This is a genomic window from Mucilaginibacter ginsenosidivorax, assembly GCF_007971525.1.
Lineage (GTDB): Bacteria > Bacteroidota > Bacteroidia > Sphingobacteriales > Sphingobacteriaceae > Mucilaginibacter > Mucilaginibacter ginsenosidivorax.
Genome location: NZ_CP042437.1, coordinates 4781894 through 4796144 on the forward strand (window position 1 = coordinate 4781894; position 14251 = coordinate 4796144).

6 protein-coding genes are annotated in these 14251 nt (G+C 42.9%); 3 read left to right on the forward strand and 3 right to left on the reverse strand.

The features are described 5' to 3' along the window. Positions 1-3: 3 nt before the first annotated feature. Complete coding sequence (locus FSB76_RS20015; protein ID WP_147056435.1) at positions 4-1344, forward strand: sensor histidine kinase; 1341 nt, start codon at positions 4-6, stop codon at positions 1342-1344. On the opposite strand, the gene FSB76_RS20020 is transcribed toward FSB76_RS20015, so the two are convergent. The 3 genes from FSB76_RS20020 to dnaE all read right to left on the reverse strand — a co-directional run bounded on the left by FSB76_RS20020 (position 1345) and on the right by dnaE (position 6468). After that, the gene (locus tag FSB76_RS20020) at positions 1345-2265 is read right to left on the reverse strand and encodes a DUF58 domain-containing protein (RefSeq protein WP_147056437.1); all 921 of its coding nucleotides are present in this window, start codon (positions 2263-2265) and stop codon (positions 1345-1347) included. A 107-nt stretch (positions 2266-2372) separates the two neighbouring features. Continuing rightward, complete coding sequence (trxA, locus tag FSB76_RS20025) at positions 2373-2693, reverse strand: thioredoxin (RefSeq protein ID WP_147056439.1); 321 nt, start codon at positions 2691-2693, stop codon at positions 2373-2375. Positions 2694-2883: 190 nt separating this feature from the next. Further along, entirely contained in the window at positions 2884-6468 is a 3585-nt protein-coding gene (gene dnaE / locus FSB76_RS20030) for a DNA polymerase III subunit alpha (protein WP_147056441.1), read from the reverse strand. A gap of 233 nt (positions 6469-6701) precedes the next feature. Here dnaE and FSB76_RS20035 point away from each other — a divergent pair, with 233 nt between their 5' ends. Continuing rightward, on the forward strand, positions 6702-11882 hold the full coding sequence (locus FSB76_RS20035; protein ID WP_147056443.1) for a translocation/assembly module TamB domain-containing protein: 5181 nt from the start codon (positions 6702-6704) through the stop codon (positions 11880-11882). A gap of 4 nt (positions 11883-11886) precedes the next feature. Beyond that, the gene (tamL, locus tag FSB76_RS20040) at positions 11887-14172 is read left to right on the forward strand and encodes a translocation and assembly module lipoprotein TamL (protein ID WP_147056445.1); all 2286 of its coding nucleotides are present in this window, start codon (positions 11887-11889) and stop codon (positions 14170-14172) included. Positions 14173-14251: the final 79 nt, after the last annotated feature.

Consider the following 14251-nt stretch of genomic DNA (forward strand, 5'->3'; position numbering starts at 1 on the left):
ACAATGAAACTACAGGTAAAGCTGGCCCTTTATAATACTTTAACCAAAGTAGCTATCATCCTGTTTACGGGTTTGCTCATCCTGCTTTCGATAGAAAAAATTTCTTATAACCACATTGAGCTACGGCTTGAAAATGATAAGGAGCAAACGCTTAAAAACCTTTCTTCCAGTGAAATAAGTAGTATATTAGGGGATAAAAAAGCCTACACCGACTATAATATTTTGAAGGAGGAGTTTATTACTATTACCCAAACCAAATACAACCCCGAGATTACCAGGGAAGTTAAATTTACTACCGAAACCCGCGATTTTGATAAGTACACCCAAACCTACCGCATTTTAACACACCGGTTAAATTTTAATGGCCATACCTATATTTTACATATCGGCGTAGCGATAGAATCGGTTGAGGAATTAAAATCTATCATTAAAAAATTCACTATCGTGGTTTTGGTGATAGCCCTGGTATTAACGCTGATAAGCGATTTGGTTTTTACCAAATTTTTGCTGGCCCCGTTTTACAAGATCATTGACCGTAAGCTGATCAAGGTGAATGATCCGATGAACTTTGATTACCAAAAAATAAAAACCACCACACAGGATTTTGAGCTTTTGGACGATAGCATCAGTTCGCTCATGAAGAAAATATCGAACCTGTTTATCCTCGAAAAACAATTTATCGCTAACGTATCGCACGAATTGCTTACCCCCATATCCATTATCAGCTCAAGGCTCGAGAATATTTTACTGCACGAGGAGCTAAGCGAGGGGAGTGAAAACAAGATGCATGCATCGTTAAAAACGCTTAACCGGCTTAAATCTATTATCAATAGTTTACTGCTGATATCGAAAGTCGAAAACAATCAATACGATAAAGCAGATATGGTAATGATAGCAGCCGTAGTAATGGAAATTCAGGAAGAGCTGGAAGATAGGATAGAAGAGCGGCAGTTAACTTTTTCAAACAACCTTAAATATATATATACCATTAAAGGTAACAGGCCCCTGATGCATACTTTGCTGTTTAATTTAATTAATAACGCCATAAAGTATAATAATGCAGGTGGGGCAATAATTATTAGCGATGAACTAAAAGAGGGAATTTACAAAGTAATCATCTCTGATACCGGAACGGGTATGGACAAAAAGCAAATTGAAAATGCCTTCAACCGTTTCGAAAAGCTGGATACCGACGAAAAGGAAAGTTACGGTTTAGGCCTGGCCATAGTTAAAAGTATTACCACTTTTCATGATATTAAGGTTCAAATAAATTCGGTAAAAGGCGAGGGCACTACGGTTACGCTTATCTTCAATGTGCCTAACCCCAATTTAATAGCCGCTTAGCTACACCATTTTATTTCTTTTGGCCAGGTAGGTTTTTAGCACATCATGGTAACCTTCATTAATATCTACATCAACCAAATCAATATGGTATTGGGCACATTTAAGTTCAAGCTGATGCCGGTATTCGGTTAAGGATGCTTTGTACGCATCACGTACTTTGCCAGGATGCACCTTTATTTCGGCACCACTTTCTATGTCGATAAAATGGTGAGGGCGATTGTCAAAATTAAAGTCGATTTCTTTTTGCTTATCGCTAACGTTAAAAATAATTACCTCATGTTTGCTGAACTTCAGGTGCTGAACGGCCGCGAACAAGGCTTGCACTTTATCGGGGTTAAGGCTGTTCTCCAGCATATCGCTAAAAATAATGACCATCGAACGCTGGTGGATCTCGTTGGCTATATGGTGTAATACCTGCGTTATGTTGGTAACTGTATTGTTTTTTGGATTATTATACGCCTTCTCCAGTTCGGCGTATAAATGAAACAGGTGTGTTGTGGTTGACTTTGCCGAACTCAACCAGTCTACCTTGTCCGAAAAAAGGCAAAGCCCAAATGCATCCCTTTGTTTTTTAAACAAATGCATTAATGATGCAATAGCATATACAGAAAACTGGAGCTTACTGGTCCCTTTTTCCGGGAAATTCATGGACGACGATGTATCCAACAGCAGGTAGCAGCGCAGGTTGGTTTCTTCCTCAAATTGTTTTACAAACAGCTTATCGGTACGGGCCAGCAATTTCCAATCAATATTTTTCACCGATTCGCCGTTGTTGTATAAGCGATGCTCGGCAAACTCCACCGAAAAGCCATGGAAAGGGCTTTGGTGCAGGCCGGTTATAAAACCTTCAACCACCTGGCGGGCCAACAGTTCAAGGTTGGCTAACTGCCGTATTTGCTGATCGTCGTTTAATTTGGGCATAGGGCTAATATAGGGCATAAAAAAAGCGTTGCCAACATTAGCAACGCTTTTTAAAGTAAAATATGGTGGATTAAGTTATTGATAAACTTAATTTATGCCTGTACGGATTAAGCTAATTGTTTAGCTAATTTATCAGTTAATACTGATTTTGGAACTGCACCAATTTGTTTATCTACAATTTCGCCATTTTTGAAGAACAATAAAGCAGGGATATTACGGATGCCGAATTTTACAGATATACCTGGGTTGTTATCGACATCAACTTTACCAACAATAGCTCTGCCTTCGTATTCTTTTGCAATATCTTCAACTACCGGGCCAACCATTCTACACGGACCACACCATTCTGCCCAAAAGTCAAGTAGTACGGGTTTGTCTGATTTCAGGACAAGTTCGTCAAAGTTTGCATCAGTTATTTCTAAAGCCATGATTTCTATTTTTTAAATTTTGTTGTACAAATATATACTATTCAAATAGCTTGCCACAAACCGCACCTGACAATGTGACAATTATATTAATATAAGTTATCCACGTAACGTTGTGGTGACTGTAAGTTTTTAACAAGGGATGGAACAGATGCTAACAATTAGTCTTTACTGCTATATACGTTGTTGTTCATCACCCCAACAACGGCTGCGTATTTGTAATGTTAAATATCCCCTCAATTAAATCATCGCTTGGGTTTACTTTAAAGTTTTTGGATGATAGTTCCACATGCATGGCCTCTTCGCGGTTGTTGATCTTGAAGCGCAGTTTGCAGTTTTTTACCGGGTACTTCTGGTTGTTTTCGTCTATGATGTGTTGTATATCGTCAAGTAATTTACTGCTGAGCATGCTTACGTCTATACAAACAGTTAATGATTTGGTGAGCTTATCGCGCATTTCGGACAGCAAATCCATCACCAGGATGCGCAGGTCCCAGTTATCTTTTTGGCGGAATTTTTCTTCGATGGTACCTTTAATATGTAAAAAATAACCATCCATCATCATGTTGCGGAATTTTACATAATCATCACCAAACAAGGCAAACTCGTATGATTCATTGTAATCCTCCAACACGAAAGTGCCAAATGGCTTACCTGTTTTGGTTATTTTATGCTGAACGCTGCTTACAAGCCCGCCTATGCGGATCTCGCCGCGTTTACGTAACTCGTTAAAGGCTCCTATGATCTCTTCGCCACCTTCGCCCGAGCGTGCTTTTTGCATCAGTTTCAAATCGCTGATGGTGCTGTTGCAAAAGCGGTCAAGTTCTACCTTATAGTTATCCAGCGGGTGGCCGGTAAGGTAAATACCGATCACCGTTTTCTCGTATTTCAGCTTCTCTATCAATGGCCATTCTTCAGCCTCGGGCATGGCCGGTTCAGGTACATATGATGCAACCGAACCACCAAATAATGATGATTGTGAACTGCTTTGTACATTCTGATAATCATTGGCATATTTGGTAAGGCGTTCAATACCTGTTAGCACACCAACATCTGTTTTGGCAAAAAACTGGGCGCGGTTATAGCCAAATTCATCAAAGGCTCCTCCGTAAACCAGGTTCTCGTATGATTTGCGGTTTACACTGCGGGTGTTCGACCGGCGTGCAAAATCATAAACAGATGTGTAAGGGCCGTTGGCAACACGTTCGTCAATAATACTCTCCACCGCTTTATCACCCACACCCTTAACACCGGTTAACCCGAAACGCACCTGCCCCTTACGGTTTACCGCAAATGCCATGTCCGATTCATTGATATCCGGGCCTAAAACCTCTACACCCATCCGGCGGCACTCCTCCATAAAAAAGGTAATCTTTTCCATGTTGTTCTGGTTGTTTAAAACCGCTGCCATATACTCGGATGGATAGTGCGCCTTTAAATAAGCCGTTTGGTAGGCCACAAAAGCATAACAGGTAGAGTGCGATTTATTGAAAGCGTACTGCGCAAAAGCCTTCCAGTCAGTCCATATTTTGGTGAGTTTATCTTTGGGGTGGCCTTTGGCTATGGCGCCATCCATAAACTGGGCTTCCATCTTATTAAGCACCTCAATTTGTTTTTTACCCATCGCCTTGCGTAAAACGTCGGCATCGCCTTTACTAAAGCCTGCCAGCTTTTGCGATAAAAGCATCACCTGCTCCTGGTATACGGTAATACCATAGGTTTCGCCCAGGTATTCCTCCATGTCGGGCAAATCGAACACAATAGGCTCCCGGCCGTGTTTACGGGCAATAAAGTTAGGTATGTACTCAATAGGGCCCGGACGGTACAGGGCGTTCATGGCAATTAAATCCTCAAACTTATCGGGTTTAAGCTCGCGCAGGTACATTTGCATACCATCACTTTCAAACTGGAAAGTACCATTGGTATCACCGCGCTGGTAAAGCTCATAAGTTTGCAAATCATCAAGCGGGATATAATCAATATCGATGTGTACACCATGATTTAGCCTGATCATCCGCAGCGCATCTTTAATAATGGTAAGGGTTTTAAGGCCCAAAAAGTCCATCTTAATTACGCCCGCATCTTCAATTACCCGGCCATCGTACTGGGTAACCAGCAGATCGGAGTCTTTGGCAACGGCTACCGGAACAATGTCAGTTAAATCATAAGGGGCGATGATGATGCCCGCCGCGTGTACGCCGGTATTACGCACCGAGCCTTCCAGCTTGGCAGCTTCGCGCAGTACCTGGCTGCGCAGGTCGTTGCCATTTAATATTTCTTTAAGCTCGGGTACCTGTTCAATGGCATCTTTAAGGGTTATGCCCAGGGTATCGGGTACCAGCTTTTTAATTAAGTTCATTTCGGATAATGGCATATCCAACACCCGGCCCACATCCTGTATACTGGTACGGGCAGCCATCGATCCATAGGTGATAATTTGCGCCACCTGGTTTTTACCATACTTATCTACCACATAATCAATAACCTTTTGGCGGCCTGCATCGTCAAAATCCGTATCGATATCGGGCATCGATTTACGGTCGGGATTCAGGAACCTCTCAAACAGGAGATTGTACTTCATTGGGTCGATGTTGGTGATCCCGGTACAATAGGCTACCACCGACCCGGCTGCCGAACCGCGGCCAGGGCCTATGAATACACCCATATCGCGGCCGGCTTTTATAAAGTCGGCCACAATTAAAAAGTAGCCGGCAAAACCCATCGTTCTGATGGTGAACAACTCAAAGTTAATGCGCTCCTCAGTTTCGGGCGATATATCTATATAACGTTCTTTGGCACCCATAAAAGTAAGGTGCTTCAGGTATTCCCACTGGTTCAGCGTATCCGCATCGCCGGTATTGTGAATTTTAAATTCATCAGGAATAACGTAGTTGGGTAATAAAATATCCCGCTTCAGCTTTAAAACCTCTACTTTATCTACAATCTCGTTGGTGTTATCCAATGATTCGGGCAGATCTTTAAACAGGTGGCTCATTTCCTGTTGTGTTTTAAAGTAAAACTGGTCGTTAGGGAAGCCGAAACGATAGCCCCGGCCGCCTTCCTCGTCTGTAGCAATAGGCGTGCTTTGCATGTCGCCTGTATTCACGCAAAGTAAAATATCATGCGCATTGGAGTCCTGCTGATCTACATAATGCGAATCGTTGGAGCAAATTACCTTTACATTATACTTTTTGGCGTACTCCAGCAACACTTTGTTCACTGTATTTTGGTCGGGAATATCGTGGCGTTGCAGTTCGATGTAAAAATCTTCGCCAAACAAATCAAGCCACCATTTAAACTCGGCTTCGGCCGCTTCGGGTGTATCTCTTAATATGGCCTGGGGTACCGATGCGCCAATGCAGCAGGTAGTAGCAATGATGCCTTTGTGATGTTTTAAAATCAATTCTTTATCAATACGGGGCCATTTGCTGTACAAACCTTCCATGTAGCCGTATGAACATAGCTTAACCAGGTTTTTATAGCCTTCGGGATTTTTGGCCAGCATCAGCTGATGGCGGCGAATATCTTTCTTGTCCTTGGTAAAGGTTTTTTTATGTCTGTCTTCTACCACATAAAACTCGCAGCCAACAATGGGTTTTACATTGTGTTTACCAGCTTCGGCCACAAACTTAAATACACCAAACATGTTACCATGATCGGTAATGGCCAGGGCTTTCATTCCATCAGCTGCAGCCTTTTTGTAAAGTTTAGAGATGTCGGCAGCACCATCAAGTAACGAGAACTGGGTATGGACGTGTAAGTGAGAAAAATCTGGCATAAGTAAATCCGTTTCAACAAAATCTGTAGAAATACAAAGTTATTAAAAAACAAGTTCGCGGAGTTGAGTGTTGAAAAAAGAGCCCCTCCCAACCCTCCCCGGAAGGTAGGGCTAACACATATTTTAAAAGTCTCCCCTACTGGGGGAGATTTAGAGGGGGCGGGGCTGGTACTTTAGCACATTATTTGACTATATTAAGCACATCGATCTTCACCTTTGAAAAATTAATACAATTGAAAAAAATATTACGAATAACCCTCAAAACAATACTTTGGATACTGGTGAGTGTAGTTTTACTGGTTATCCTTGTAGTTATTTTGATACAGGTGCCTGCTGTGCAAAATTTTGCTAAAAATAAGGCGGTAACTTTTTTACAAAACAAAATACACACTAAAGTTAAAATAGGCCACATTAGCCTTGGCCTGCCCAAGCTCCTGGTGTTGGAAGACGTATACTTTGAAGACCAAAAGAAAGACACCCTGATAGCCGGCGAAAAACTGAAGGTAGATATCAGCATGCTGAAGCTGCTGCACAACCAGGTAGAAGTTAATGAAATTAACCTGCAGGGCATAACTGCTAACATAAGCAGAGGTGCCGATAGTGTTTTTAACTTTGATTATATAATTAAAGCCTTTGCAGGCGAACAGAAAAAAGAGGTGAAGCCTACCGACACAACCTCTACCATGAAGTTTTCTATCGACAAGGTAAACCTGGATAGGATCAATGTTAAATACAAGGATGTAACTACGGGCAACGATGTAAAATTCCTGCTTGGCCATTTTGATACCAGAATTAAGGATTTTGATATGGATAAAATGAAATTTACCATACCCAAAATCACGTTGTCGGGCGTAAATGCGCGTATCATTCAAACCCCGGCCGGATCATCAATAGCGCAGGCGGCCAAGGTAGATACTGCCGTAACGCCTATGAACCTGGATTTGAATTTAGGGCAGATAGATCTGTCTAAAATAAAGGTTGATTATCAAAGCAGCGAAATGACGGCCAATATTAACCTCAACAAGCTGTTGGTTAATATGGATAAGATAGACCTGAAACACCAAAAGGTGGGCATTAAAGATATCGAGCTGAATGATACCAAAGCGGCCTTAAGCTTTGCCAAACCTCAAACGGTAGCAAAAGCCATTGTTAAAACCGCCAAAAAGCTGGATACCCTTGTGGCTGCTCCGCAATCATCGCGCTGGGCCGTTACGCTGGGTAAAATCAGCTTAAATAACAATAATGTTAAGTTTGATAACAACGCCCAAAAGGCTATTGCCAAAGGCCTTGATTATGCCCACATGGACATTCGCGACCTGAATGTTGAAGCGGAGAATATGGCCTATACATCGGATACTATCTCTGGTAAAATAAATGATTTTTCTTTCGCCGAAAAAAGCGGATTGAAGATCAATAAATTCCATACAGCATTCTTTTATGGGCCAACCAATGCTTACATGAACGACTTGTTATTGGAAACACCACAAACTACGTTGCAAAAGTCGGTTCAGGTGCGGTACCCTTCTATTGCTGCTATCAGTAAAAACGTTGGCTCGTTAGGTATCAATGCCGATTTGAACGGCAGTCGACTGGGGTTAAAAGACGTGTTATTGCTGATGCCAACAATGGCTGCTATGGAACCATTTAAATCATCGCCGGGCGCCGTATTTAAGATAAACGGCAAAGTGAGGGGGCAGGTAAATAACCTGGATATCCCCAGCCTGGATATTGCGGGCCTGAGCAGCACCCGCATTAAGGCATCGGCAAAGCTAAAGGGCCTGCCCGATATCAACAAAGCCTATTTTGATGTTACCATAAACGATTTTAACACCAGCCGCGCGGATATTGCCAGGCTGGCGCCCGCAGGCAGCATCCCGGCAAATGTAACCATCCCCGAAAACATGAACCTTAAGGGGAACTTTAAAGGTGGCATGTATACTTTTAACACAAGGCTTGGCCTCAGATCAAGCCTTGGTGCAGCGGATGTTATTGCATCGGTAAAAAATTTACAAAACAAGCAAAAAGCGAGTTATAAGGCCAATATTAAAGTTAACGAGCTAAACGTAGGCGCGCTTACCAAACAACCACAAACCGTAGGTAAAATTACGTTAACCGCCAATGTAGATGGTTATGGCCTCGAGCCCAAAACGGCTAATATTAAATTTGATGGTAACCTGGCCAATGCGTACGTAAAAGGTTATACCTATAAAAACCTGGCATTAAAAGGTAGTTCGCACAACGGCGCTTACACCGCGGTTGTCCGGATGAAAGACCCTAATATTGATTTTAGCCTGGATGCCAAAGCCAATCTGAATAAAAAATATCCTTCGGCTTCGGGCATTTTAACCGTTGATAGCATCAACCTCAAAAAACTTAATTTTACTGCCGGCGAAATGCGGTTTCATGGCAAGATAGTGGCTGATGTGCCGACCGCAGATCCTGATTACCTGAACGCCGATGTTAAGGCGACAGATTTGTTGGTGGTTAATGGAACCCAACGGATAAGATTAGATACCATAAGCCTCATCTCGACAGCTAATGCGGATAGCAGCACGCTGCGTTTAAAAACGCCGGTTATGAGCGCTCATATGGCCGGTAAATACAAGCTTACCCAGGTTAGCGATGCCGTGCAGGACGTAATTAATAAATACTTTAACACCGCCATTGCGGGCGGGCAGCAGGTGGCCATTACCAAAAAGGACGCAAAGGGTAAAACGGTTAAAACCGGCAAAGTTAAACCCGTCGTAGCCGCCAAATATTCGCCGCAGCAATTTGTGTTTGATGCTAAGCTGGTTAAAACTCCCTTACTCACCCAGTTTGCGCCCGATTTAAAAACGCTTGACCCGGTATTGTTAAAAGGAAGCTTTAATAGCGAAAGTGGCGAATTGGTTGTAAACGGATGGATACCCAAAGTGGTTTACGGTACCAATACCGTAAACAAGGGAAGCCTGAAGATAAATACGGGTAACAATGCGCTTAATTATAATCTGTCTGTAGATGAGGTGAAAGTTGGCTCATCGGTTGATCTGTTGTATACCAGCATATCTGGTAGCGCGCAAAACAATAAACTGGGCGTTAGCTTACAAGTAAGGGATGCTGCAAAAAAAGAGCGTTTCCGGGTAGCCGGCACATTTAGTATTTTGCCAGATGAATACCAGTTTAGCTTTAACCCCGACGGGCTTTTATTAGATTATATGCCATGGGCTGTTAATGCCGATAACTTTTTACAATATGGACCTAAAGGAGTGCTGGCACATAACTTTACCATTAGCAACAGCAACCAGGTATTAAGCATTAACAGTAAAACACAGGAGTTTAACGCGCCGCTTGATGTTAAGTTCAGCAACTTTAAAATAGAAGGCCTTGCCAAAATGGCCAAACAGGATAGTCTGCAGGTAGGCGGTGTTATTAACGGCGACGCAGAGGTTAGTAACTTCCAGGCGTCACCAGTATTTACGGCGGCAATTAACATTAACGATTTTAATTTTAAAGGGGATACCGTAGGGAACATTGCTTTAAAAGTAAATAACCAAACGGCCGATGCGTATGCAGCAACAGTTGATATTACCGGCAAAGGCAACCAGGTTAAGTTGGATGGTATTTACTACACCAACCCCGCAAGCAAGTTTGATCTTAACCTGAACATCGTGAGCCTGAATATGAAAAGTATCGAAGGCTTTGCATTTGGCAGCATCCGCAATGCATCGGGTAACATTACGGGCCAGTTAAAAATATCCGGTACCACAACGGCACCTGCTATCAGGGGCGATGTAAGCTTCAATAAAGTTGGGTTTAATGTATCAATGCTCAACTCGTATTTCACCATGCCGCAGGAGAGTATTACATTTAATGACCAGGGTATCCGCTTTAACGATTTTACGCTGGTTGATTCTACAGGTAATAAGGCCATAATCACCGGGAGTGTGTACACCAAAACCTATACCGATTTTGCGTTCGGTATGGATATCAACGCCAAAAATTTCAGGGCGGTAAATTCCACCCAGGCCGATAATAAGCTGTTTTATGGCAAGCTTTATATTGATACCAGGATAAAAGTGCGGGGTAACATGGATAAGCCCGTGGTTGATGCAAGCCTTACCGTGAACGATAAAACCGACATGACTTTTGTATTGCCCACTAATGATCCAGGCATCGAAGACAGAAAAGGGGTGGTAGAGTTCATTGACCAAAACGCGCCGAAACTCGATTCGATATTATTGGCCAGGCAATTGGATTCACTTAAAAAAACCAATGTTAAAGGACTCGATTTATCGGCGAATATTGTGGTAAGCAAAGAAGCTGCCTTTACCATTGTAGTAGACGAACGCAACGGCGATGTGGTGCACTTAAAGGGCGAGGCTAACCTGAACGGAGGCATAGACCCAAGTGGTAAAACAAACTTAACAGGTACATATGTGGTTAATTCGGGATCATACAACCTGGCTTATGCTACCGTGAAACGAACTTTCCTATTTAAAAAAGGCAGTACTATTGTTTGGACAGGCGACCCGACCAGTGCTAATATAGATTTGACCGCCGTATATGTGGCCAATGTGCCACCTATCGACCTGGTCGAAAATCAGCTGTCCGGTTCGGATAACGCAACCATGTATAAGCAAAAGCTGCCATTTAATGTAAACCTTAATCTTAAAAACCAATTGTTAACACCCGATATCAGCTTTGATATTGTATTGCCCGATAGCACATATACCGTATCGTCAGATGTGATCAATAACGTGAATACACGCCTTACCCAGGTTAGGCAGGATCCTAATGAGCTAAACAAACAGGTGTTGGGTGTATTGATATTGGGCCATTTTATAGGCGATAATCCTTTACAAAGCCAGGGCGGCAGCGGTGGCGTTGAAGGTGCCATCCGCAGCAGTGTAAGTAGCTTACTATCAGATCAGCTGAATAAACTGGCCGGCAACCTCATTGAGGGTGTCGATCTCAACTTCGGATTAACATCCGGCGAGGATTATTCATCCGGCACAGCCACAAACCGAACGGACCTGAATGTGGGGCTATCTAAACGGTTCCTGAACGATAGGCTAACAGTAACTGTTGGCAACAACTTTAACCTGGAAGGCGCGCAGCAAGGCCAAAAGGCCACCAATATAGCCGGAGATGTATCTGTTGGTTACAAATTAAGTAAGGATGGGCGTTACAGCTTACGCGCTTACCGCAAGGATGAGTTTATAGTTATACAGGGGCAGGTTATTGAAACGGGTTTAGGCTTTACCCTTACGGTTGATTATAACCGCTTCCGGGAGATATTCAGGAAACGTACCGAAGAAGAAAAAGAGATGCGCCGTAAATACAAGCAAGAGCAAAAAGAAAAAGATAAGGAAAAGGATGCTGCTAATAAAGCCGCCGAAGATAAAGCCAAAGCAGATAGCACTATTACACACTAAGTACATGATTAAAAATTTAAGATATTTATTGATACTCGCCGTGTTGCTGAATGCCTGCAGTAATACCAAATACCTTGCGCCTGGTCAAAAATTGTATACAGGAGGGGAGGTAAAGATTGCAGATAAGGATTCGTTAAAAAAAGGGGAGGCAAGCATGCTTACCACCGATCTCACATCGTTGCTAAGGCCTTATCCAAACGGCTCTATTTTAGGTTTGAGGGTTAAATTGTATATCTATAATATCACCAAAACAAAAAAAACAAAAGGTTTGGCACATTGGCTAAACACTAAGTTTGGCGAGCCACCGGTATTGATAAGCTCGGTTGATGTGGGAAAAAATGCCGGTATACTACAAAACAGGCTGCAAAACGTAAGTTATTTTCAGGCACAGGTTGCCGGAGATACGGTTAGTAAAGGGAAAACAGCCAAGGCAGTTTATACCGTACAAGCGGGGCCGGGATACCGGATCAGGAAAGTGGTGTTCCCCAAAGGAACCGAAAGTATTGATACTGCGGTTGCTGGTTCGGCTGCCAAAAGCCTGTTAAAGGCTGGCGATAAGTATAACCTTGATGTAATCAAAACCGAGCGGATACGCATAGATGCTAAATTAAAGGAGGAGGGCTTTTACTTTTTTGCGCCCGAAGATCTGATCATGAAGGTTGATAGTACAATAGCCGGGCACCAGGTGGATATTTTTGTGAGAGTTAAAAACGACATAGCCGAACGCGCCCAGGAAATTTATACTATCCGTAATATTTATGTTTATCCTAACTATTCATTAACGGATACAGCCATGATGATGGATAAATCGAAACATTACCGCTGGTATAATATAGTGGAACGCAGAAAAACCATTAGCAGTTTTGCATTTGCCAATACGGTATTACTGCACCCCAATGATGTTTACAGCCGCACTGTTCATAATAACTCCTTAAACAGGTTTGTAAACCTGGGGCCTTATAAGTTTGTAAAGAATAGATTTGAAGATGTAACCCCCGATTCGCCTAAGCTGGATGTGTATTATTTTTTAACGCCCTATAAACGCAAATCGTTACAATTTGAAATTTTGGGCCGCACCACATCGGCCAACTATACAGGTACACAGGTAAACCTGAGCTGGAAACACCGGAATGCTTTTATGGGGGCCGAGGCTTTGGGTGTTACGCTTTTTGGTAGTACCGATGTTCAGGTTGGCGGCGGCAATAATGGTTTTAATGTATACCAGTTTGGTATTCAAAGCACGCTGTCGTGGCCACGGTTTATAAGCCCTATAGAGCCCAGGGCCGATAATGCTTATATACCACATACCAACTTAACGCTGGGTTACACAATTGTTAACCGGCAAAAGCTTTACAACCTAAATTCATACAACGCCACATTTGGATACAACTGGAAAGAGAACGCTCACCGAACGCACGAACTGAATGTAGTGAATTTTACATTTGTAAATCCCTTGAGCGTTTCGCAGTTATACCTTGATAGCGTGAGCGGGATAAAGCATCCCGGCGTATTGCCAAATCCGGCCTTAAAACATGTTATAGATAAGCAATTGATATTGGGGCCGAGCTATAGTTATACATATACCAATACTACAGACGACTATCGCACCAATACCATGTACTATAACGGAAAGGTAAGCTTATCAAACAATTTATACGGGCTGGTTACCGGTGCCGATACCACCGCAGGCAAAGTACGTAAGTTGTTTGGAGCCACTTTTAACCAGTACGTAAAGTTTGAAAACGAAATTCGGTATTTTCATAAAACGGCGCCCAATAGTTCGATTGCATCGCGGGTTATTTTGGGGGTTGGTTTACCTTATGGTAACTCAACCCAGTTACCGTACAGCCAGCAGTTTTTCATAGGTGGCCCCAATAGTTTGCGGGGGTTCCAGGCCAGGTCAATTGGTCCGGGTCACTTTAACCCAACTGCAAGCGTGGCGCAGGGTAATTTCCTGCCCGACGAATCTGGCGATATTAAACTGGAAGCCAACATCGAGTACCGTCCAAAACTATTCAGTATTGTTCGCGGTGCGTTATTTGCCGATGCCGGTAATATCTGGCTGCTTAATTCAAATGGCGGCCAGCCCGGGGCAGCATTCGGCAAAAAGTTTATAAATGACATTGCTGTTGATGTGGGTTTCGGCTTGCGTTTTGATATCACAGTGCTGGTGCTGCGTACCGATTTGGGTGTACCGCTGCGAACACCTTACGTTCGCCCTGGCGAGCCCCAGTGGAACCTTGACTGGCACAGGAGCGTATTTAACCTGGCAATAGGATATCCTTTTTAATTATTGAATTATTGATTTACTGAATTAGTGAGTTAGGCAAGTTTGCAAGAGCGCCATTTTTATCGGTGCTGAAAAAAGC